22 protein-coding genes are annotated in these 22552 nt (G+C 62.4%); 11 read left to right on the forward strand and 11 right to left on the reverse strand.

Features of this window, described 5'->3' with window-relative positions; translation table 11 throughout:
• Position 1: 1 nt before the first annotated feature.
• The 3 genes from ACFPN2_RS36500 to ACFPN2_RS36510 all read left to right on the forward strand — a co-directional run bounded on the left by ACFPN2_RS36500 (position 2) and on the right by ACFPN2_RS36510 (position 2032).
• Positions 2 to 862, forward strand: coding sequence for an SDR family NAD(P)-dependent oxidoreductase (locus tag ACFPN2_RS36500; RefSeq protein WP_380605958.1), 861 nt, complete (start codon positions 2 to 4; stop codon positions 860 to 862).
• Between the two features lie 271 nt (positions 863 to 1133).
• Positions 1134 to 1685, forward strand: coding sequence for a nuclear transport factor 2 family protein (locus ACFPN2_RS36505; protein WP_380605960.1), 552 nt, complete (start codon positions 1134 to 1136; stop codon positions 1683 to 1685).
• A gap of 62 nt (positions 1686 to 1747) precedes the next feature.
• Positions 1748 to 2032 (forward strand): antibiotic biosynthesis monooxygenase family protein, encoded by a 285-nt coding sequence (locus ACFPN2_RS36510; protein WP_380605962.1) that lies wholly within the window; start codon positions 1748 to 1750, stop codon positions 2030 to 2032.
• Positions 2033 to 2098: 66 nt separating this feature from the next.
• Here ACFPN2_RS36510 and ACFPN2_RS36515 read toward each other — a convergent pair whose 3' ends face one another.
• The 6 genes from ACFPN2_RS36515 to ACFPN2_RS36540 all read right to left on the reverse strand — a co-directional run bounded on the left by ACFPN2_RS36515 (position 2099) and on the right by ACFPN2_RS36540 (position 7044).
• Positions 2099 to 2623: a nuclear transport factor 2 family protein gene (locus ACFPN2_RS36515; protein WP_380605964.1), complete on the reverse strand. Its 525-nt coding sequence runs from the start codon at positions 2621 to 2623 to the stop codon at positions 2099 to 2101.
• 14 nt (positions 2624 to 2637) lie between these two features.
• Positions 2638 to 2871 carry a nitroreductase family protein gene (locus ACFPN2_RS36520; RefSeq protein ID WP_380605966.1) on the reverse strand — a complete coding sequence of 78 codons (234 nt, stop codon included), beginning with the start codon at positions 2869 to 2871 and terminating at the stop codon, positions 2638 to 2640.
• A gap of 85 nt (positions 2872 to 2956) precedes the next feature.
• A complete protein-coding gene (locus ACFPN2_RS36525; RefSeq protein ID WP_380605968.1) occupies positions 2957 to 3724 on the reverse strand; it encodes an enoyl-CoA hydratase/isomerase family protein in 768 nt (255 codons plus the stop codon).
• Positions 3724 to 4998 (reverse strand): acetyl-CoA hydrolase/transferase family protein, encoded by a 1275-nt coding sequence (locus ACFPN2_RS36530; RefSeq protein WP_380605970.1) that lies wholly within the window; start codon positions 4996 to 4998, stop codon positions 3724 to 3726. Before ACFPN2_RS36530 ends, ACFPN2_RS36525 begins: the two co-directional genes overlap by 1 nt.
• On the reverse strand, positions 4998 to 5867 hold the full coding sequence (locus ACFPN2_RS36535) for an HpcH/HpaI aldolase/citrate lyase family protein (RefSeq protein ID WP_380605971.1): 870 nt from the start codon (positions 5865 to 5867) through the stop codon (positions 4998 to 5000). The genes ACFPN2_RS36530 and ACFPN2_RS36535 overlap by 1 nt, the downstream gene beginning before the upstream one ends.
• A 10-nt stretch (positions 5868 to 5877) precedes the next feature.
• The gene (locus tag ACFPN2_RS36540) at positions 5878 to 7044 is read right to left on the reverse strand and encodes an acyl-CoA dehydrogenase family protein (protein WP_380605973.1); all 1167 of its coding nucleotides are present in this window, start codon (positions 7042 to 7044) and stop codon (positions 5878 to 5880) included.
• A 312-nt stretch (positions 7045 to 7356) separates the two neighbouring features.
• On the opposite strand from ACFPN2_RS36540, the gene ACFPN2_RS36545 reads away from it, so the two are divergent.
• The 4 genes from ACFPN2_RS36545 (at position 7357) to ACFPN2_RS36560 (ending at position 12663) form a co-directional block, all read left to right on the forward strand.
• Positions 7357 to 8541: a CaiB/BaiF CoA transferase family protein gene (locus ACFPN2_RS36545; RefSeq protein WP_380605975.1), complete on the forward strand. Its 1185-nt coding sequence runs from the start codon at positions 7357 to 7359 to the stop codon at positions 8539 to 8541.
• Entirely contained in the window at positions 8528 to 9601 is a 1074-nt protein-coding gene (locus tag ACFPN2_RS36550; protein ID WP_380605977.1) for an AraC family transcriptional regulator, read from the forward strand. Before ACFPN2_RS36545 ends, ACFPN2_RS36550 begins: the two co-directional genes overlap by 14 nt.
• 91 nt (positions 9602 to 9692) lie before the next feature.
• Positions 9693 to 11849, forward strand: coding sequence for a TonB-dependent receptor (locus ACFPN2_RS36555; RefSeq protein ID WP_380605978.1), 2157 nt, complete (start codon positions 9693 to 9695; stop codon positions 11847 to 11849).
• 13 nt (positions 11850 to 11862) lie between these two features.
• On the forward strand, positions 11863 to 12663 hold the full coding sequence (locus tag ACFPN2_RS36560) for an enoyl-CoA hydratase/isomerase family protein (RefSeq protein ID WP_380605980.1): 801 nt from the start codon (positions 11863 to 11865) through the stop codon (positions 12661 to 12663).
• On the opposite strand, the gene ACFPN2_RS36565 is transcribed toward ACFPN2_RS36560, so the two are convergent.
• From ACFPN2_RS36565 to ACFPN2_RS36580, 4 genes are all read right to left on the reverse strand, one after another.
• A complete protein-coding gene (locus tag ACFPN2_RS36565; protein WP_380605982.1) occupies positions 12660 to 13760 on the reverse strand; it encodes an AraC family transcriptional regulator ligand-binding domain-containing protein in 1101 nt (366 codons plus the stop codon). The two genes, ACFPN2_RS36560 and ACFPN2_RS36565, sit on opposite strands and share 4 nt — an antisense overlap.
• Positions 13761 to 13826: 66 nt before the next feature.
• Complete coding sequence (locus ACFPN2_RS36570) at positions 13827 to 15023, reverse strand: FAS1-like dehydratase domain-containing protein (RefSeq protein WP_380605984.1); 1197 nt, start codon at positions 15021 to 15023, stop codon at positions 13827 to 13829.
• Between the two features lie 153 nt (positions 15024 to 15176).
• The gene (locus ACFPN2_RS36575; RefSeq protein ID WP_380605986.1) at positions 15177 to 15851 is read right to left on the reverse strand and encodes a TetR/AcrR family transcriptional regulator; all 675 of its coding nucleotides are present in this window, start codon (positions 15849 to 15851) and stop codon (positions 15177 to 15179) included.
• 146 nt (positions 15852 to 15997) lie between these two features.
• Positions 15998 to 17161 carry an acetyl-CoA C-acetyltransferase gene (locus ACFPN2_RS36580; RefSeq protein WP_380605988.1) on the reverse strand — a complete coding sequence of 388 codons (1164 nt, stop codon included), beginning with the start codon at positions 17159 to 17161 and terminating at the stop codon, positions 15998 to 16000.
• Positions 17162 to 17332: 171 nt separating this feature from the next.
• Here ACFPN2_RS36580 and ACFPN2_RS36585 point away from each other — a divergent pair, with 171 nt between their 5' ends.
• Entirely contained in the window at positions 17333 to 18490 is a 1158-nt protein-coding gene (locus ACFPN2_RS36585; protein WP_380605990.1) for a CaiB/BaiF CoA transferase family protein, read from the forward strand.
• 20 nt (positions 18491 to 18510) lie between these two features.
• On the opposite strand, the gene ACFPN2_RS36590 is transcribed toward ACFPN2_RS36585, so the two are convergent.
• The gene (locus ACFPN2_RS36590) at positions 18511 to 18738 is read right to left on the reverse strand and encodes a hypothetical protein (RefSeq protein ID WP_380605992.1); all 228 of its coding nucleotides are present in this window, start codon (positions 18736 to 18738) and stop codon (positions 18511 to 18513) included.
• Positions 18739 to 18885: 147 nt separating this feature from the next.
• On the opposite strand from ACFPN2_RS36590, the gene acuI reads away from it, so the two are divergent.
• From acuI to ACFPN2_RS36605, 3 genes are all read left to right on the forward strand, one after another.
• A complete protein-coding gene (acuI, locus tag ACFPN2_RS36595) occupies positions 18886 to 19869 on the forward strand; it encodes an acrylyl-CoA reductase (NADPH) (RefSeq protein ID WP_380605993.1) in 984 nt (327 codons plus the stop codon).
• A 258-nt stretch (positions 19870 to 20127) separates the two neighbouring features.
• Positions 20128 to 21525 carry an MFS transporter gene (locus tag ACFPN2_RS36600; RefSeq protein WP_380605995.1) on the forward strand — a complete coding sequence of 466 codons (1398 nt, stop codon included), beginning with the start codon at positions 20128 to 20130 and terminating at the stop codon, positions 21523 to 21525.
• 19 nt (positions 21526 to 21544) lie between these two features.
• Positions 21545 to 22522: an NAD(P)H-dependent flavin oxidoreductase gene (locus ACFPN2_RS36605; protein WP_380605997.1), complete on the forward strand. Its 978-nt coding sequence runs from the start codon at positions 21545 to 21547 to the stop codon at positions 22520 to 22522.
• Positions 22523 to 22552 lie beyond the last annotated feature (30 nt).

Consider the following 22552-nt stretch of genomic DNA (forward strand, 5'->3'; position numbering starts at 1 on the left):
TATGGGCTCGCTAGCAAACAAAGTCGCTGTCGTCACCGGCGCGAGCCGTGGCATCGGTAAGGGCATCGCGCTTGCACTCGCCGAAGAAGGCGCCACGGTCTACGTCACCGGCCGCACCGTCACTCCCGGCTCGTATCCGCTGCCTGGCACGGTCGGCGAAACCGCGCTCGAAGTGGATCGTCGCGGCGGGAAAGGTATTGCTGTTCAGGTCGATCATGCGAACGATGCTCACGTGGCTGCCCTCTTCGAACGAGTTCGGCGCGAGCAAGGGCGTCTCGACATCCTGGTCAACAACGCCTTCTCCTTGCCGGAAGATCTCACCGAACCGGGATCGTTTTGGGAGAAGCCCCTCTCCAACTGGGAGATGGTCGACGTCGGCGTACGCTCGAACTTCGTCGCGGCCTGGCATGCGGCGAAGATCATGACGCCACAGAAGTCAGGATTGATTGTCGCCACGTCGGGTTATGTGGGCGTGACGTACACATACGGCGTCGTGTTCGGCACGTGCAAGTCCGCCGTCGATCGCATGGCTCGCGATATGGCGATTGAGCTGAAGCCCCATAACGTCGCTTCGTTGTCTCTCTGGCTCGGCCTCACATTCACAGAGCGCGCCGAGCGCAATCTGAGTCGGAACCCGGCGATGAAGCAGCAGACCGTCACCGACCCGAACGTCGGCTCGTCCGTTGAGTTTCCCGGCCGTGTGATTGCGGCGCTCGCCAAGGACACGAACGTATTGAAACGCACCGGCGGCACCTACATCGCCGCCGAGCTGGCACGCGAATACGGCGTCACCGACGTCAACGGCCACACGCCGCCCTCGCTGCGCGAGAAGCGCGGATCGCCGATTTGGGCACCGGTATAGCAACAGCACAGAATGCCCTCGAACGGCACGCCAGCTCAAGTGATGAATAACGCAGCGAGGGTCGGTTACTTGGACGCCGGTGTAAGAGGACGAATAGCGCGGCGTGGGTCAGCTACTTGGGCGCCGGTTAAGAGGTATGAATGGCGCGGCGTGGGCCGGCGACTTGGCGCCGATTTAAGAGCATGAACAGCGCGGCGTGGATCGGCGATCTGGACGCGGGCAGGATGAATAGCGCAGCGAGGGGCGGAGGTTTGGACGGCGGTGGAGCACGATGACTAACGACAGACAAGCGCGGCTCGAGGAGCTGCTGGATCGGCAGGACATTCTCGATTGCCTGATCCGCTTCAGCCGGGGCATGGATCGCTTCGATCGCGAACTCTTCCTCTCCGCGTTCCACTCAGATGCAGTGATTGCCGCGGGACCGTTCGTCGGCGGGCCGGTCGAGCTCTACGATTGGGCGGCGAGTCTGCACGAGCACGGTCAGGTGGCCACGCATCACAACCTGCTCAATCACACCTGCGAGATAGACGGCAACCGCGCGCACGCTGAAACGTATTACTTGTTTGTGGGCCGCAACCGTGACGACACGAACTGGATCGCGGGCGGACGATACATCGATCGATTAGAGCGTCGCGACGGCGCATGGAAGATTGCGCTGAGAACCAACGCCATCGAGTGGTCAGGCATGGTCCCGACGCTGCCGATTCCGTTCGCAGACGTGCCCGGCATTCACGCGAATGGCGCGCCGTCGCGCGACAAACAAGATCCATCTTATCGCCGGCCGCTGACGAATCAGCGCCAAACATCCATTCCTGGCCGCTAGTGGACCAATGTCCCGACATCCATTCCCGGCCGTTGAAGCCCGAAGAATCTCGAGGTGCCTGCATGTTGCTCGAACGCGCGGAACTGCAAATTCGCGAAAGCATGGAACTGGAATTCGCCGCGGCCATGAAGAGTAAAGGCCTGGAGCTCCTGGCCAGCGTGCCAGGCGTGAAATCGGTGCAGCTGGGACGCGGGGTGGAGAATCCACAGAAGTTCATGCTGCTGGTCGAATGGGACGCGATGGACTCGCACACCGCGTTCAAGACGAGCCCGATCATGACTGAGTTCCGCGCGCTGCTGAAGCCGTTCTCGACCGGCGGCGCGATGGAACACTTCAATATGAACTAGAAGGACGGCGGTCGTCCCGGCTGAAATTGAACCGCAACAGCTCAATGTCAGCAGGACAACGCGTCATCAAGCTCTGAGCTGCTTGAAGAACGTCTCGCTGAAATCGCCGCGCGCAGCGCCGACGGAGTGCTTGGTCTTGAACGGCGTCCCCAGCACACCCTTGCCGAAGTCGGCCGACTGGCCATAGTCGCTCACCCAGTCGTAAAGCATCGTGCGCTGAGCAATGCGCCAGTGCCCCTCGCGCTGCTCCAGACGATCCAGATAGCGCCCGCCGATCACGATGTCGCGATGCTGTTCGCCCATGTCGATGCGGTGATAGGACGTCACGTGCGTTTCAACAGCAGCCTTCGCGGCATGAAGCTCGATCAAACTCTGCCCGAGCGTGTGAAGCGTCAACGGAACCGCCGGCGAGCCCGGCACGACCCACGCAAGATACTCCGCGAAGGAGCCGGTGAAGATGCCGAAGTCGACGTTCGCATCCTGCCAGTAACACTGCTTGATCAGCTCGGCGTCCCGACGATCCTCGCCGCGCGCTACGCGAGCGATGCAATCGCGGATCTGTTCTCGATCCAGGAGATCCCTGAGTTCCATAGTGACCTACGCGTTCAGTTGAAACCAAGAAACGACGCGAAGCTGTCCAGCGGTGCGCGCGTCGTCCGGAAGCTGTTCAGAGGCGACTGCGTGTCCTCGTAGCCGAGCGACATACCGGCGAACAACATCAGCTCATCGGGCATGCCAATGAATCGAGCGACAGTGCGCGGCCAGACCGACCAAATCTCTTGTGGACAAGTCGCGAGCCCCTGCTCGACTGCGAGCAGCATGAAAGTCTGCATATACATGCCGACATCGGCCCCATGCGCCGAACTCGATTCCGTGCGGTCGGGAATCGCGTTCGAAGGCACGAGTGGACGTCATTCGCACGACTCAGCGCCCTTTCCACTGCGGCCGGCGCTTCTCCGCGAAAGCTCGAGGCCCTTCCTGGGCATCGCTGCTCATATAGCAATATTCCGACGCATGCCTCGCAGCACGCAGAGCGGCGGAACGGCCCATCTCGGTCGCAAGCATCACCGTCTCGCGGCCCGCTTTAACGGACAACGGCGCGCCATCGAGAATTTCAGCGGCAAAGGCCAGCGCCGTTTCCATCAGCGCCTCAGGCTCGGCCAGCCGATTCACCAGCCCGATCTCATACGCACGCTGCGCCGTGATCGGCTTACCAGTCAGAATAATCTCCATCATGATCCGCTGCGGAATCATATGAATGAGCGGCGCGGCCCAGGGCGAGCTGCGACCCACTTTCACTTCAGTGATACCGAACTGAGCGCGAGTGCTGGCGACACATAGGTCGCAGGCCTGCGCGATCATCCAGCCGCCAGCAAACGCCACGCCATTCACGGCGGCAATCGTCGGCTTGCTCACCTCGATGTTATCGCCCGGCACAGGAAACATATCGCGCGGTGGCACGGCGAGCTGACGCTCAACCATTTCCTTCAGATCGCCACCCGCACAAAACGCTTTCTCGCCGGATCCAGTAAGAATCGCGACTCGCAGCTTCGGGTCCCGCTCGAACCGATCCCAAGCAGCAAACAGGCCCTCGCGAATGTCCTTACTGAGCGCGTTGCGCGTCTCTGGACGGTTCAACGTGATGATGGCGATGCCATCGTCACGCGCGTCGAACAGTACAGCGTCGCTCATTAGAAGCCTCTCTGCCGGATGGCGTGCGCGGCCCGGTCCAGTTCCTCGCGAAAGTCGGGATGCGCAACGTTGATGAGCCGACGCGTGCGCTCGGCCAAAGTCTGTCCCTTCAGCTCCGCCGCGCCGAACTCGGTGACGATTACATCAACATCGCTACGCGCCGTCGTGACCGGACCCGACAGCGCCGCGGTGATGCGGCTGATCTTGCCGCCTTTGGCCGTTGCAGGCAGAGCAATGATCGCGTGACCGCCCGGTGACCGCGCACCCGCGCGAACGTAGTCGACCTGACCTCCCGTGCCACCCAGATATTGGCCGCCACTCTGCTCGGCATTCACCTGTCCAGTCAGATCGACTTCGACAGCCGAATTGATGGTCACGAGTTTCGTGAGCTGCGACAGCACCGACGCGTCATGCGTGTACGCGGTACTGCGCATGCCGATCTTGGGATTGCGGTCGACGAACTCATACAAACGTCGAGTGCCGATGAGCGCGCCCGTGATGGCGACGCCCGTATCGATGGCCTTCGTCGCATTCGTGATGACACCCGCTTCCATCAAATCGACCAGGCCGTCGCCGATCATCCCCGAGTGCACGCCGAGATCGCGGCGATCCAACAACAATCGCAAGATCGCATCCGGCACCGCGCCGACACCGACTTGAATCACCGAGCCGCTATCGATGTAACCCGCGACGATCTTGGCAATTGCCAGGTCGGTCTCGCTGATTTGCGCCGGCGGCACCTCAACCGGCATGCGCGATACGTGCACGGCACAGTCGATACGCGATGCCGGCAGAACCACATTGCTATAGGTGAACGGCACACGTTCGTTCACCTCCGCGATCACGACTCGCGCCTTCTTCACCGCCGACGCCACGAAGTCGCTGATCAAACCAAAGCTGTGATTGCCGCTCGCATCGGCCGGACTGACCTGCACGAACGCTACGTCACAGCCCAGGATGCCCTGCTCGATCATCGGCGCAACCTGACTGACATGACACGGCACGATGCCCAACCGGCCCTTCGCCGCAACGACGCGCAACGCTCCAATCGCGCCCATGCTGGAAAGATCGAAACGTTCTGCCGCTTCCGCCGTGAGGATTCCGGAGAAGCTGGTGGCGGCGAATGCGGAGACGCGACCGATGCTATCGGCCTGCGCGATCAGCGCCTCGACCAAAGTCGTGGGCTCACCGCACGCCTGACCCCAGACGATGCGGTCGCCCGCGCGAACATACTGGCCGAGATCCAACTCAGCAGGCTCGATAGAAGCACCCATCAGCGCCCCACCGACGCCAACAAGGCCTTCGCGCGAGCGAGATGCGGTCGATCCAACATCGCGCCTTTGTGACCGATGGTGCCGACACCGGGATTCGCCGCGAACAGATCGATAATCTCCTGCGCCGCCGCCAGCTCTTCGGCGCTGGGCGAGAACGCCTCATTGATCACATCGATCTGCGCCGGATGAATCGCCAGCATGCCGCGATAGCCCGCTCGCCTCACTTGCACCGCGCGTTTGCGAAGGCCCGCGTCGTCCTTGAAATCGCCGTGGATGGTTTCGATGGGAGCAACGCCAGCAGCGGCCGCGCCGACCAGACAAAGACTGCGCGCCAACTCGTACGTAAAGTCATAGCCACCATCGGCGCTACGATTGTCGCTAGCGCCTAACTCCGTCGCGAGATCTTCCGCACCCCATGACATCGCCACAACGCGAGGCACGCCGACATAGCTACCGATGGCGAGCATGCTCGCCGGCATCTCAGTCGCAAGCAGAATCACTTTGGTGGAGCCGATCTCCGACCCAGCGGCCGCTTCGAACGCAGTCAGGTAATGATCGAGCAATTCAGCATCGGCTCGGCCGCGCGGCTTGGGAAACATGATGCCGGCCGGCGCCGCAGGCATCACGGCGGCGAGATCCGCCAACGCATGCGGGCCTTGGATCGGATTGATTCGAACCCACAGACGCGACCGGTGCTGAGCGTTCGATTTGAGAAACGCCGACACCAGCGTGCGCGCCTTGGGCTTCTCCGCCTCGGACACCGCATCTTCCAGGTCGTAGATCACGATGTCGGCGCGGCTCGCAGTCGCCTTTTCCATCTTGCGTTCGCTGTCGCCCGGCGCGAACAGCCAGGAGCGCATTTGAGTCATGGGATCATCCTCAATAAGACTTCGGCAGTTCCAGGACCTTCTCGGCCAGGAAGTTCAGGATCATGTGCGGACTGACCGGCGCGGTCCGGGGAATCAGGCTTTCGCGCAAGTAGCGCTCGACGTGGTACTCCTGCGCATACCCCATGCCGCCCAAGGTCAGCATCGCGGTATGGCAGGCTTCGAACCCGAACTCGCCGGCCAGATATTTTCCAGCGTTGGCCTCGACCCCGCACTCCTGGCCTTTATCGAACAGGGTCGCCGCCTTCATCACCATCAAGTTCGCCGCCTCGAGCTGCGCCCAGCATTTTGCCAGCGGATGCGCGATGCCTTGATTCATTCCGATGGGCCGATTGAAAACAATTCGCTCGCGCGCGTACTTCGCGGCGCGTTTGACGGCCGCGCGACCGATGCCGATCGCTTCGGCCGCGACCAGTATGCGCTCGGGATTCAGGCCATGCAGGATGAGCTTGAAGCCTTCGCCTTCCGGACCGATGCGATCCGCTTCCGGGATCCACAGCTCCTGGATGAACAGCATGTTCGAATCGACCGCGTGCCGGCCCATTTTATGGATGAGCCGCACTTCGATCTTGCTGCGATCCAGATCGGTATAGAACAACGACAGTCCGTCGGTCTTGCGCTTCACCTGATCCAGCGGCGTAGTGCGTGCGAGCAAGAGCATCTTGTTCGCGACTTGGGCGGTGGAGATCCAGATCTTTTCGCCGTTTACTAGATAACCGCCGTCGCGTCGTTCGGCGCGCGTTTTCAATTCAGTAGTATTGAGGCCGACGTTCGGTTCAGTCACCGCGAAACAAACTTTGTCTTCACCGTGCACGACGGGCGGCAACATGCGTTGTTTCTGTTCCTCCGTGCCGACCAACACGACCGGCTGCAAACCGAACACGGGCAAATGAATGCTCGACGCACCTCCCATGCCGGCGCCGGATTCGGCGATGGCCTGCATCATCACCGCCGCCTCCGTGATGCCGAGCCCCGAGCCGCCGAACTCGGTCGGCATGGCGATGCCCAGCCAGCCGGCCTCGACCATGGATTGGAAGAATTCGTGCGGAAACACGCCCTCCCGGTCGCGCTCCAGCCAGAACTCGTCGGGGAAGCGGGCGCAGTGCTTGAGGACGGCGTCCCGGATGTTCTGTTGATCGGAGGTCAGTGAAAAATCCATAGCCTGCCAATAGGTTGAGCGGTAATGACCCGGCTTCGATCGTTCCTGGCCGTCGGGTCAGATGTACCGATATTAGCTCATTGATCTGGAATGTGTACGCGTGCCGTGCAAGACTCCGGAGTTAAGAGGCCCTCAATCGCCGTACGGCTCGGACGAGGTCCGTTCCCAGCCGTACGGCTCGGACGAGCTCCATTCCCAGCCGTACGGCTCGGACGAGCTCGATTCCCAGCCGTACGGCTCGAGAGGAGGTCCGTTCCGAGCCGTACGGCGATTGAGGGCCTCCGGCACAACGAGTCATCAAAGGGAGCATTCATGGCGAGCCCCGGCAAACGAACCGGCCCGCTGGCGGGCTTGCTGGTCGTGGACCTGACCGCGATGGTCATGGGGCCCTACTGCACTCAGATCATGGCCGACATGGGCGCGGACGTGATCAAAGTGGAGCCGCCCGTGGGCGACGGTTGCCGATACATTTCGCCGGGGCCGGTGCCGGGATTGAGCGGCGTGTTCACCAACGTGAATCGCGGCAAGCGCGGCGTCGTACTCGATCTGCGCAGCGACGAAGATGCGCACGCCTTGCGCACACTCATCAAAGCCGCGGATGTTTTCATCCATTCGATGCGCTCGAAGGCGATCAGCAAGCTCGGCTTCGGTTACGAAGACGTCGCCGCCATCAATCCCTCGATCGTCTACACCAACTGTTATGGCTACGGCCGGCGCGGTCCCGATAAAGATCTGACCGCGTACGACGACACCATCCAGGCCGAGTGCGGCTTGCCCGCCGTTCAAGAAATGCTCACAGGTGAAGCGAACTACGTCGGCACCATCATGGCTGACAAAGTCGCCGGCCTCACCGCGCTGTACGCGACGCTGATGGCACTGTTTCATCGGCAGCGCACCGGCGAAGGCCAGGAAGTGGAAGTCAGCATGTTCGAGACCATGGCGTCGTTCATGCTGGTCGAACACGCGAACGGCGCGATGTTTGAGCCGCCGTTGACGCCGGCGATTTATCACCGCGCGGTGGCGCCCAATCGCCGCCCCTATCGCACCAAGGACGGCCAGATCTCCGCGCTGATTTACAACGACAAGCAGTGGTCCGCGTTTGTCGAAGCCGTGCGTCCGCCTTGGGCCAGCGATGCCTTGGCGACGCTCGAGCAGCGCGCTCGCCAGATCAACACCGTGTACGCGTTGCTCGCGGACACGATGAAAGAAAGAACGACCGAGGAATGGCTGACGCTGTTCCGAAAGCTCGACATTCCAGCGGCGCCGCTGCGCACGCCGGCCGAGCTGTTCGATAACGAACATCTGAATTCCGTGGGCTTCTTCGAAACAGTGGACACGCCGCACGGGCCGGTGCGCTTTCCGGGCGTGCCGACATGGTTTTCTCGAACGCCGGGACGGGTCGCCGGTGGCGCGCCGGAGCTGGGCGCCGACACGACGCAAGTGCTGAAGGAACTGGGCTTGACCGTAGCGGAGAGGAATGCCGATGGCCGACGATAGAAAGTCACATCTCGCCGCCGACGAGCTGGCGAGCACGGAGCTGGGCGCCGCGACCGTTCGTGTCGACGGCCTGCGAAAATTTCCTGAAGTCGTCGCTCGACTCGGCGACGACCCGAGCGCGCTGCTGACCAAGTCGCAGATCGATCCGACGGTTCTGCACAATCGTCACGCCGTCATTCCGTATCGCTCGCTGGTGATGTTGCTGGAACGGGCAGCGCATGAATTGCATTGCCCCGATTTCGGCATGCGGCTGGCGATGGCGCAAGGCGGGCTCAAGGTGCTCGGGCCGCTGGAATTCGCGATGCGTAACTCGAGCACCATTCGCGAAGCGTTTCAGTACTGCGCGTCGCATCCGCAGGTGTACAGCACGGCGTCGCAGATGCGCTTCGAGACCGGTCGAGCTCCCGACGCGCTGTTCCTGAAGTTCGAGATTCTGCTTCAGCGCCTTCCGCCACACACGCAGGCGATCGAACGCGCGCTGTTGCTCACGCAGCTCGTGGCGCTCGACATTAGCCGCGGACGAAGTCGCGCTCGCGAGATTTGGTTCACTCACGATCCGCTGGTGCCGGAAGCGCGCTATCGCGAATACTTCGGCCTCAACGTGCGCTTCCGCCAGCCCGTCGACGGACTGTTGTTCGCCAACAGCGATCTGGACATGCCCATCCCGAACGTCGACGCACAGTTGTACGAGCTGTCGACGGACTTCATCGAGAACCGCTTCCCGTCAGCGAGCGCGCCGCTGAGTACTCGCGTTCGCACCATCATCGAGCGTCTGCTGATCAAGGGCGACTGCAGCTATGGCAGCGTCTCCTCGACGCTCGGCATGCACCCGCGCACTCTGCAACGACGGCTGCGCGCCGAGAACGAATCGTTCGAATCGATCAAGGACAGCGTCCGCCGCGAGCTGGCTCTTCGATACCTGAAACAATCGTCGCTGCCGCTGATCCGGGTCGCGAGATTGCTGGGCTATTCGGAGACCTCGGCGCTGTCACGGAGCTGTTATCGCTGGTTTTCTGTCTCGCCCAGGCAACTGCGGGTCGGCGTGGCGAGCGCTGCGTAACGTGTCGCCCGGCTCCGGGAGTTCTGTCGGCATTCATCAAGACCCTGTGTAGCGCCTCCCTTAGCGTTGCCGAAGCTCAGGGGGATATCACATGAAGATGGATGCGTTCGCTTTGGTCGGCGTCGTCGCGTTGTTGCCACTACCTTCGCTGGCACAAACACAGGATGACTCCGTCATCGATCAAGTGGTGGTCACAGCACAGCGACGCGCCGAGCGCAGCGTCGACGTGCCCATCTCGGTCACCGCCATCGACGCGGCCACTTTGTCGTCAGCGAACACCGAGGAGCTTGCGGATATCGCGAAGCTCACGCCGGGCCTGAGCTTTCCTCGCAGCGGTCCGTTCGTGCAGCCGACCATTCGCGGCGTCGGCACGGCGATTCTCAGCTCGGGCAGCGGCAGCAACGTCGGCATCTACACCGACGGCTTCTATTCCACCAATCCGCTGAACGTCGATTTTCAGCTGCTCAACATCGAGAGCATTCAGGTGTTGAAAGGCCCGCAGGGCACGCTCTTCGGACGCAACACCACCGGCGGTGCGATCCTCGTCACAACAGCGGCACCGAGTCACGACACGAAGGCGGTGGCCGAAGCGAGCTACGGCAGCTACAACGCTCAGGGCTATCAGGGCTACTTCACCACGGGCATCACTGACAACGTCGCGGCGGACATTCAAGCGTTGTATCGCACCGGCGATGGCTTCGCTCACAACATCGTCTCGGGCAGCAACGACGACGGCGAGTATGAGAACTGGGCGGTCCGCGCCGGACTGAAGATCGACGCGTCGGACTCGGTGTCCTTCCTGCTCCGCTACTCGCACCAGGACACGAACGATCCAACCAGCTCCATGAGCAACGCGTTCGTCGCTCCCAATGGTGAGCCGTTGAACGGCGGCATCGGCGTGCCGCGGTCGTTGATCGCTACGGCGCCTAATGACATCGCCAATACAGACAAAGAGCTGTTCACGCTCGAGAGCGACATCTTTCAGCTCACATCGACCTTCGAGCTGGGTTTCGCGACGCTCACTTCCTACACGCAGTATCGTCGTGAGGACGCGGTGAGCCAGCTCGATCTGGATCAGTCCGGCGCGAAGATTCTGCTGTTGAGCATTCCCGTCCAGGATCGCACGCTGACACAGGAGTTCCTGCTCGCCTTCGAACCGACCGATCGCCTGCAATGGACCGCGGGCCTGTTCTACATGCGTTTCGCCGATCAGTGGAATCCCATTCTCGGTCAGCTGGGCGGCGGGCCGGCGTGGGTGCCCACCGCAGGCTCACGCTCGGTGTCCGAAACGATCGCCGGATTCGCCGATGTGACTTACGAGATGACGTCGAAGTTCTTCCTCACGGTCGGCGCTCGCTATGGCCGCGACAGCGTGACCGATGCCTGGGTTCTGAGCAGCGCTACGGGTCCGCTCACTCGACTGGATCTGCCGAAGCTCGAAGACGATCGAGCCACGCCACGCGTCGTCTTGCGTTATGAGCCGGACGACAACTCCAGCATCTATGGCTCTTATACGCAGGGCTACAAAGCGGCCATCTACGATCTCGGCGGCAGCAATCCCGGCGCCGTCGATCCCGAAAAGCTCACCTCCTATGAGGTGGGCTACAAGCGCAGCGTCAGCGGCTTCTCGCTCGACGTGGCCGCGTATTACTACGACTACAAGGACCTGCAGATCTCGATTTATACAGGCGGCACAGCGCAGATCATCAACGCGGCGAACGCGCGCGTCACCGGCGTTGAAGGTCAGTTGCGCTGGGATCTGACGCCGAGCCTGCAAGTTTCACTCGGTGCCTCGTACGTCGATGGCGAGTACAAGGACTTCGCCAACTCGCCGAGCTTCATCCGCTGCACGGACCTCGCGCTGTGCGGCTTCGGCTATGGCTTGTTCGTGAACGTGCCGAACGATTCGAGCGGCTTCAAGATGCAGAATTCGCCGGACTTCAGCGGCAGTCTCGGCGTGCGCTACGCGCTCACGCTGGGCGGGGGCGAGTTGGCGCTTTCGGGCAATCTCTATCACACGTCCAAGTTTTACTTCGACACGTCACAGCAGTTTGCCCAGGACGGCTATGAGCTGCTTTCGTTACGCGCCGAATGGACGGATCCGTCGAACCGGTACACCTTCGCCGTTTACGGTGATAACGTAACCGACGAGGAGTACCGCACCATGGCTCAGGCCAACGCGACCGGCATCGGCGCGGGTTGGGGTGCTCCGGCGACCGCGGGCGTTTCGATCCGGGCAAGATTCTAAGGGGTGACGAACTGTGCGTAGCTACAGCACTTTGACACTGACACACAAGGATCGAGTGCTGACCATTACCTTGAACCGTCCCGACGTGCTCAATGCCGTCAATCTGGAGATGCACGACGAACTGGCGGACGCTTTCAACTTTGCGGCCGCTGACATGGACTCCGATATCGTCGTGCTGACCGGCGCCGGTCGTGCCTTCTGTGCAGGCGGAGATATCGAGCACCTTGCGCGGAATGCCGCCAAGCCCGAACTGTTCGATCACGAGGCGCGCATTGCCAAGCGCATCGTGTTCGCCATGCTGGATCTGGATAAGCCGCTGGTGTGCCGGATGAACGGCCATGCCATCGGGCTTGGCGCGACGCTCGCGTTACTTTGCGATGTGGTCATCGCTCACGACGGCGCGAAGATCGGCGACCCGCACGTGTGCGTCGGCCTCGTTGCAGGCGACGGTGGCGCGGCGATCTGGGCGCAGCGGATCGGGCTGGGCCGCGCGAAGGAGTATCTATTGACCGGCGAGCCGCTGACCGCGAAGCACGCCGCCGAGATCGGTCTCATCAACCATTGCGTGATTCCTTCGCAGCTCGACGACGCCGTCACGGCCTTCTGCAACCGGATGAAGCACGGCTCCATGCAGGCCATCCGCTGGACCAAAGTGCTCATGAACCTGGAATTGAAACGCGTCGCGACGGCGGTCATGGACGCGGGCATCGCCTACGAGTCGGTGACGGCGCGCTCCGCCGATCACCGTGAAGCGGTCAAGGCCATGCAGGAAAAGCGTCGCCCCGTGTTCTGCACGGACAACACGAAGCTCTAACGGCTCGCGGCGTTACGCAACTCGCGCGGCGAAGCGCAGAACCAGCGATGACAGCTGCGCGACAGCACCGATGTTTCCGAGTAGCCGAGGATTTCCGTCACTCGCACCAAGGAAACATTGGGCTGCTGCAAGTAGCGTAGCGCCACGTCCCGGCGCACCGAGTCCTTGATCGCTTCGAACGAGTCGCCCTCGTCTCTCAGACGACGCTGCAGCGTGCGTGGATGCATGCCGACCGCCGACGCCACCCGCTCGTGGGTGCAATTTCCTTCGACCAGCAAGCGTCCAATGATGATACGCACGCGCTCGCTGAGCGACATGGCGGTCGTGGGGAAGCGCTGATCGATGAAGCTGGTCGCGATCTCGTACAGCTGCGGATCGGCTTCCGGCAGCGCCAGCTCGAAGTCGCGCTCGTCAAAGAACAAACCGTTCATGCTCTGACCGAACCGTGCCGTAGCGTTGCAATGGCTGCGATACGTCGACGCCGAGCCCACCGGCTCATGCGTAAACCAGAGCTCGCGTGCACGCGCCTGGCCGCCGGTGATTGCCAGCACCGTGTGCTGAATCAAGGCCAGCGCGTGCTCGACCGCCTGGCGTTGCGCGGCGAAGCCCATCGAAGAAAATTCGAACAGCATGAAGATCCGCGAGTCGTTGGGGATCTTCTCGAAGCAGATGCGCAGGGCATTGCTGTAGGCGTGCACGTGGTTCGCGAAATATCTCAGCGCCTCGCCCAGCGTCGGCGAGTTACGCATCGCCACGTCGAGCGGGCCAAGCACTTTGGTCGCGCCGTGCGCCGCCTGGATCGTCGCCAATCGCAACCCGAAATCCGGGCAGGTGAGCTCGGCGCTGGCGCGATCGAACAGATCGGCCATCTGACTGAACGGAATCACGCCCTTGCCTTGATCGAGGTGGCCCCGCTCGATTCGTGCTCGTTGCAACAGCGCCGTGGCATCGCCGCCGAGACTCGCCACCAGCTTGTCGAACTGTCGAAGCGCGTCGACGCGGACCGACGCCAGCTCGCTGTTCGCGGACAACGCAGCCTCGCTCTTCAGGCCGGCGTTATCGCGCACCACGGACAGTTTGCGTTTCTCTGCTTTCATCCACCCTACCCCCGATCGTCCGGATCTCTAAAGGATCCTGGCACTCGCTAGCGCGTTATTCGGTTACTACAACGGCAACTCGACATCGACTTTGCCGGTGGCCAGCGTGCCGCCGTCTTGATTGGTCATGCGCAGCGACAGGCTCACCAGCGGCACACCCCACGCGGACAGCTCTTCCTTGCCGACCACTTCTGCGTCGAGATAAGTGATATCGCCTTCGTACGCCGGCCCGCGGAACGCGGTGTTGGAGTAACGAACGAAACCTTCGTGACCCGCCCAGTGAGCGACGTAGTCAGTCACCCAGGCGCCCATCGTTGCGCCGTAGCCATACGCGCGCGGCATGCCGATCTTGCTAGCCTTGTCCGCATCGACGTGACCGCGCGATGGGCCAAGATACAAACCATCGCGCAGGCGCGGATCGATCTTCGCGCCCTGCTCGTCGAAGCCGAAGCCCGGCACCCAACCCGGATCCTGATTGATCCACGGATCGCTCACGCCGTCCGGCGCCGTCCAACGGAACGTGCCCCAGATGTTGAAAATGAAGGCGCGATATTCGGTGGCGAAGCTCGCGAGCGAATGCGGACCGATCACACGGCGCTTCAAGCGGTCGCCCACTCGAACTTCGGTGAAGCGCGGCGTGCGGCCTTCGCGATTCGACAGCATCCAGTCCAGACGCTCGCGATCGATGGCCGCGAGTTGTTCGGCGGTCCAGGCCGGCGCTTTGCCTGCGGATTGAGTCAAAGAGCCGCGCTTCTCCGCTTCAGCAGCGAGATAACGAATCGACGTCGCGCGCTCTTTGCAAACGACGGCGCCATGCTGATTGAAGTGCATCGTGTCGCCGCGCGAGAACAGCGTCGGACCGGCGAATTTGGTGTCTGTGACTTTGTAGTCGTGGAAGCGGCGTTTCTGAGTCAGACGATCGCCCGGCCGGATGCGCGGGCCGTAGTGCCACCACTCTTCGCCGCCGAAGATGAGATGCGAGCCGGCGATGAAGCCAACGCACGCAGGTTGCACGCCGTGACCGTAGTCGAGCCCCACCGCGATGGATTGTGGCGCGACCAGGCCGCCGAACTTTGACGCTTTGGCGAACTCGTCGTCCCAGTGGATGGGATTGAAGTTATCCATCGCCATGACCCAGCGACGAATGTCGGTGGCGGTGCACGGCTCGATCAGCTGGCCGCCGCCGACCTCCTGGCCGACGCGACGCTGCACGTCGGTTAAATCGAACTCGATCGTCTGGGGTACCGCGCTTGCCTTGCTCACGTCCGCTTCCGCCTCGCCGCCGAAACCAGTGACGGTCAGGCTAGAGGAAGGCGCGGCTGTAAGTCAACACTGGTGTTGATTATGAAATCAGGCGTAAGGCGGCTGACGTGTGGCGCCAGGGTCGCTGACGCCTGCAATCATCTACTTGGCCGGTTACTTGCGCTTTTTGCCGCCGACTTTGGCGTCCAGCTCGGGGAATTTTTCCGGGCGCAGCGTGCCCTGGAGCGACAGACGCAGCATCTCCCGGGTGAAGCGCTCGGTCATTTCCTTGCGCTCCTTGGCGGTCCGGGCATGGGCGCGGACCCACACCGGCCACAGGAACGTGCCGGCCAGCATCACCACCGAATGCACTTCCACGTCGATGCCGGGCCGCGCGAAATCGGTATGCGTGAAGCGCTCCATCTGCTCCTTGTACTGGCGCCAGAACGAGTCGCTGGAAGGACGCGCCGAGCTCAGCAGCTCGTACAGCCAGACGCGCCCGAGCTCGGGATTTTCCATCGCGAACTCGGACAGCCCGCCCATGACTTTTTCCACCAGGGCATCGACCGGCGTGTCGTGTGTGGTCGCCGGATCGCCGAACGCGGCGTGATTCAGCTTTTCCGCGACCCAGGCCGCGGTCGCTTCGATCAACTGCTCGCGGGTCTGGAAATGCTGATACGCGGTGCCGCGATTGACGCCGGCAACCTGGGCCACTTGCGCCACGCTCAGGCCTTCCTTGCCGTCCTGAGCGAGCACGCCGCGGGCCGCTTCCAGGATCGCTTCGCGGGTGCCTTCGGGATCGCGTTTCCGACGCGGACGCCGGACCACGTTGGTGGATCGCTCTGCCATGGTGTTTTCAGATCAACTAAGGTTTGGGGCCAAAATATCGGGCCAACCGAGGTGCATATGTTAGTCCATGCAGCCCCGGGCGGCCACGGCGAGCAACGGCCCCCTGCCCGTTGCGGGCAGGGACCTACACATCCATTGGCCAGACTTCAGAGCGCTTCGACGATCGTCACGTTCGCGATACCGCCGCCCTCGCACATCGCCTGCAATCCGTAGCGCTTGCCCCGCTTGCGCAAAGCGTGCACCAGCGTCGCCATGAGCTTGGCGCCGGTGGCACCGAGCGGGTGACCCAGCGCAATCGCACCGCCGTTCACGTTCATCCGGTCCGGATCGGCGCCGGTGGCTTTCAACCAGGCCAAGACCACCGAGGCAAACGCTTCGTTGATTTCAAACAAGTCGATGTCGTTGATGCTCAGCCCGGCCCGCTCCAATGCGCGCTTGGCGCCCGGAATCGGCTCTTCCAGCATGATCACCGGATCGCCAGCCGTGACGGTGAGATTGTGAATTCGCGCAAGCGGCTTCAGGTTGTGTGTCTTCAAGCCGCGCTCGTTGACCACGAGCACCGCGGATGCGCCATCGCAAACCTGGCTGGAGTTTGCAGCGCTCAGCACGCCGCCTTCCTGCAACAGCTTCACCGCTCCGATGCTTTCCAAACTCGCGTCGTAACGAACGCCTTCGTCCGTCGTGTGCATGCTGCCGTCGGCGGCGCGCATCGGCACGATCTCGTCTTTGAACGCATCCACGTGAATCGCCGCAGCCGCGCGTTGATGGCTTTGCAAAGCGAATCGATCGAGCTGCTCGCGATTGAAGCCGTATTTCTCGGCGAGCATCTGCGCGCCCGTGAACTGACTGAACTGCTGAACGCCATAGCGTTTGCGAATGCGCTCGCTCCAAGGCCCGGTGCCGATGCCCGCCTTCTCGGCCAGCGCGACCGGCGAGCCCATCGGCACGCGACTCATGCTTTCGACGCCGGCGGCAATCACCACGTCTTGCGTGCCCGACATCACGGCTTGCGCGGCAAAGTGCACTGCCTGCTGCGACGAGCCGCACTGCCGATCGATGGAAACGGCCGGCACGCTGTCGGGCAGCTTGGAAGCGAGCACGACGTTGCGACCGACATGAAAGCTCTGCTCACCGACCTGACTCACGCAGCCAACGATCACATCCTCGACCGCGCGCGGATCGATGCCGGTGCGATCGACGAGCGCGTTGAGCACTTCACCGCCCATGTCCGCCGGATGCCAGCTCGAGAGTTTGCCATTGCGCCGTCCGCCGGCCGTGCGCAGTGCTGCAACGATATATGCTTCGCCCATGGTGTTCTCACGTTAACGATTGACTGAAATTCAAACGAAAAGCACAGCCACTGTCGCTAGAAATCAACTTCGCCGCGAAAACAGCGCGGCGCGCTCCAGCGCGCGTATTGAAGTTGTACGCAACGCCATGCTCTGGACTAGAATTTTCGCTACTGAATCATACGGTGCCCGATGAACCCGACCGAGCCAACGAAATCGTCTGAAGCGACGACGCGCGCAGCTGCGAAAGGCCCGCTGCACGGCGTGCGCGTGCTGGAATTCGCCGGCCTGGGCCCGGCGCCCTTCTGCGGCATGCTGCTTTCCGATCTCGGCGCGCAAGTCATTCGCATCTCGCGACCCAACGCTCCGGCTCAACCCTTCGACGCGATTCTCGACCGCGGCCGCACTGTGCTGACCGTAGATTTGAAACAGAGCGTTGGTGTCGAAGCCTGCCGCGCGCTGGCCAAAAACGCCGACGCGCTGATCGAAGGCTTTCGTCCCGGCGTGCTGGAAAAGCTCGGCCTCGGGCCGGACGTGCTGCTCAAGGAAAATCCCAAGCTGGTTTATGGACGCATGACGGGTTGGGGACAATACGGGCCGAACGCGCACACCGCCGGTCACGACATCAACTACATCGCACTCTCCGGCGCGCTGCATTCGGTCGGTAGCGCGGAAAAGCCGACGCCGCCGCTGAATCTGGTCGGGGATTTCGGAGGCGGTGCGTTGTATCTCGCGATGGGCGTGCTCGCGGCGCTGCTCAATGCGCGTAGCACTGGCGTTGGGCAAGTTGTCGATTGCGCGATGACGGACGGCGCCGCGTCCCTGATGAGCATGATGTTCGCAATGCGCGCCGGCGGCAATTGGCTCGAGCAGCGACATGCCAATCTGCTCGACGGTGGCGCGCCCTTCTACGACACCTATCGTTGTTCCGATGACAAATGGATCTGCGTTGGCGCGCTGGAAATTCAGTTCTTCACGGTGCTGCTCAACAAACTGGGTATGTCGGTGAGCGACTATCCCAATCATTGGGATCCGGCGTGCTGGCCGGGCATGCGGGCGCGCTTCGAGAAGATTTTTCAGAGCCAGCCGCAAGCGCACTGGTGCCAGCTGCTGGAGAACAGCGATGCGTGCTTCGCGCCGGTGCTGCCCATGAGCGAAGCCATCGATCATCCGCATAACGTCGCCCGCGGCACCTTCGTCACTCATGCCGGAATCGTTCAACCCGCGCCGGCACCCCGGTTCTCGCGCACGCCGACGACGATTCAGGACAGTACCTCGGTCGACGCAAATACGCTGCGCGCGTGGCAGTTGCCGGACTCTCTCATCGATCGAGTCCTGCCCACGCGCTGAATAGATTCGACTAATCGAACCTACTGGCGGGTCACCGGACCGAGCGCCGCGAACGGACGCTGGGCGGCGAAGCGCGCCTGGACATAACCCGGCTGATTTGTCTCATGATGCAACTCGGCTGCTATCAGCGCGCCGGCCGGCACTGCGGATTCAGCGGATTTTGCCGCGTCATCCGAGCGCGTCAGCGCCACGATGCCCGAGCCCATCAATCCACCGGCTACAAAGACGAAAGCCGCCTTCAAGACCATGGCCGTAACCCCCCGAACAAATCGATCGGCTATTTTTCTTGCCGTCCGGAGAAACTATAACCGCGCGGCCCGCAAGTCAACAGCGCTGTTGACTAGCCGTGGCGGGGTCGGCTAGCTTGAAAAGAACACTCAGGCGAGGTCGGCGGAATGTTTCGAGGAATCTTGATCGACAAGCAGGACGGCAAACAGTCGGCGAAGCTGACCGAGATCGCCGAGAGCGATCTACCGGAAGGCGCTGTCACGGTGCGCGTCGAGTTTTCGACCGTTAACTACAAGGACGGCCTGGCCATCACCGGCAAGTCGCCCGTTGTGCGGAAATTCCCCATGGTGCCCGGCATCGATTTCGCCGGCGTTGTGGAGAGCTCGGACAGCAGCGACTTTCGCGTCGGCGATCGCGTGTTGTTGAACGGCTGGGGCGTCGGCGAAGGTCACTGGGGCGGCTTCGCGCAGAAGGCCCGTGTCAAAGCCGAGTGGCTGCAAAAAGTCCCGAAAGAATTCACCAACCAGCAGGCCATGGCGATCGGCACCGCCGGTTACACCGCCAGCCTGTGTGTCGACGCATTGCTGAGCCACGGACTGACCCCGGATCGTGGTGAAGTGCTGGTGACGGGCGCGTCCGGCGGCGTCGGCAGCTTCGCCATTGCCCTGCTCGCGAAACAAGGCTTCCAGGTGGTCGCGGCCACCGGCAAAGCGAACGAAGCGGATTATCTCAAGGCGCTCGGCGCTTCTCAGGTCATCGATCGCAACGAATTGTCACAACCTGGCAAGCCGTTGCAGAAGGAACGTTGGGGCGGTGTCGTCGACTCTGTCGGCAGCCACACACTGGCGAATGCATGCGCGCAAACACGGTACCGTGGTTTCGTCGCGGCTTGCGGTTTGGCGCAAGGAATGGATTTTCCGGCGAGTGTCGCGCCCTTCATTCTGCGTGGAGTTTCATTGCTCGGCATCGACAGCGTAATGGCGCCTCGCGAGCCGCGCGAAAAGGCTTGGGCCCGTCTTGCTCGTGACCTGGATAGCGCCGCGATTGATCGCGTCAGCACCGTGATTAGCTTGGAACAAGCGCTGCGCGCGGCGGAAGACATCGTCGCAGGAAAGATTCGCGGACGCGTCGTTATCGACGTCAATCGCTAGCGCTGCGTGGTCAGCACCGACGTTAATTCGGTGTCCAGCGGGACTTCCTCGGCCGCGCCTCCAGAGTCGCATGGCCGTTCGGTGTCCGGCGGGACCTCCTCGGCCGCGGTTCCAGAGTCACATGGCCAATCGGTGTCCGGCGGGACCTCCTCGGCCGCGGTTCCAGAGTCACATGGCCAATCGGTGTCCGGCGGGACCTCCTCGGCCGCGGTTCCAGAGTCACATGGCCAATCGGTGTCCGGCGGGACCGCTTCGGCCATGCGTCCCGAGTCGCAAAGCTTTCCGGTGTCGGGCGGGACTTCCGAGATTGCGCTGATTGAATCGCACGACGCGGCGTATCCGGCTCGCACCGTCGCCTGGTACGCCACGTTCGTGCTGGCGATGTTGTATTGGCTGTCGGTGCTCGATCGGTTCATCGTGTCGCTGCTCGTCGATCCCATCAAGCGGGATCTTGGACTCACCGACATCCAGTTCGGCATGCTCCATGGCATCGGCTTCGCGCTCACCTACGCGGTGCTCGGCCTCATCTGCGGCGCGCTGGCCGATCGTTACAGCCGTCGCTGGCTGATCTTCGCAGGGGTTTCAGTCTGGTCGCTCGCAACGGCAGCGCTCGGCGTCGCGCAGAATTTCTGGCAACTCTTGGTTGCGCGCCTGGGAGTCGGCGCGGGGGAAGCGGCACTCAATCCCTGCGCGACGTCGATGATCACCGATTTGTTTCCTCGCGAGCGACTGACGCTGGCGATGGCTGTGTACACGCTCGGCGCGACGCTGGGTGGCGGCACGGCGTTCATGTTTGGCGGCGCGTTGATCGACATGATCTCGCATGTCGAATTCATCTCTGTACCGTTGATTGGCGACGTGCGCTCGTGGCAGGCCGTGTTTCTGATGGTCGGACTGCCGGGCCTGGTGCTGGCGCTGATGGTGTTCACGATGCCCGACCCGGTTCGTCGCGGTCGCCGCGCGGCCAACCAGTCATGGCGCGAGACCTACGCCGGACTGTTGAAGTTCATGAACGCGCGACGCCGCTTCTTCATCTGCCACTACCTCGGCTTCGGCCTGGCCTCCGCCATCATTGCCGGCTGCAGCACCTGGTATCCGGCGCATTTAGGTCGCGCCTTCGGTTGGGGCGCGGCGCAGATCGGCATGAGCCTCGGCCTGACGATGATCGTCGCCGGCTTCGTCGGCAAGATCATTTGCGGCCGCGCCGTCGACGCGATGTATCAGCGTGGCATGCGAGATGGACAACTGCGCTGGTACGCCGGCGCGCTGCTCGTCGGCACGCCCATCGGCATCTTCGCAACCAGCAGCTCCAACCCATACATCTTTCTCACCGGCATCGGCGTGTTCCTGATTCTGATCGCACCCCTGCCCGCCTGCGCCAACGCCGCACTGAACCTGGTCACACCGAATGAAATGCGCGGCACGGGCATCGCGTTATTCTCGGCCAGCGGCAATCTCATCGGCGCGGGCACCGGTCCTGTGCTGATCGCAGGCGCCGCCCAATATTTCTTCGACGGCGCGAACACAGCCATCGGCTCCGGCATGGGCGTGGTGATCGGCGTCATCGGCCCCATCTGCGCCGTGCTTCTGCTGATCGGTCTGCCCGCCATGCGCGCAGCGATGGCGGATGCCGAACGCACCCAGCCTGCTACTTGAAACAAACAACGGAACGTCTATGCGCCTGAAGACGCGCTTCACGGAGCTGGTCGGCATCGACCGCCCCATCGTCCAAGGCGGCATGATGTGGGTCGGCCGTGCCGAACTTGCCGCCGCAGTGTCCAATGCCGGCGGTCTCGGCATTCTCACCGCACTCACGCAACCCACACCCGACGACTTGCGACGCGAGATCGAGCGCTGCCGCACGATGACGAACAAACCGTTCGGCGTGAACCTCACGATTCTGCCGTCGGTGAAACCGCCGCCGTATGCGGAGTATCGCCAGGCCATCATCGACAGCGGCATCAAGATCGTTGAGACCGCCGGTTACAGCCCGCAAGAGCATGTCGCGCACTTCAAGGAACACGGCATCATCGTGATCCACAAGTGCACGGCGGTTCGCCATGCATTGTCTGCGGAGCGCATGGGCGTCGATGCAATTTCTATCGACGGCTTCGAGTGCGCCGGCCATCCGGGCGAAGACGACATTCCGGGACTGATCCTGATTCCCGCGGCCGCGGATAAAGTGAAGATTCCAATGATCGCCTCAGGCGGCTTCGGCGACGGACGCGGCCTGGTCGCGGCGCTCAGCCTGGGGGCCGACGGAATCAACATGGGCACACGGTTCTGCGCGACCGTCGAAGCGCCCATTCACCCGAACTCAAAACAAATTCTGGTTGAGAACGACGAGCGCGGCACAAACCTGATCTTCCGCTCGCTCAAGAACACGGCTCGCGTCGGTAAGAACAGCGTCTCCGACAAAGTCGTGGAAATTCTGAAACGCCCGGACGCGAAGTTCGAAGACGTGCAACACCTGGTGCGCGGCGCGCAAGGCCGCGTGCTGCTCGAAAGCGGCGACCTCGACGCTGGCCTGTATTGGGCAGGCCAGGTACAAGGGTTGATTCACGACATCCCGACGGTCGCCGAGCTGATGGATCGCATCATGCGCGAGGCGCTCGAGATCATCGAGCGCCGGCTGCCAGGCTTCCGAGGTTAAGCCGCGTTATATCGACTTCCGTTGAAGTCG

This window comes from Steroidobacter flavus, from assembly GCF_042651805.1.
GTDB classification, from domain to species: Bacteria; Pseudomonadota; Gammaproteobacteria; order Steroidobacterales; family Steroidobacteraceae; genus Steroidobacter; species Steroidobacter flavus.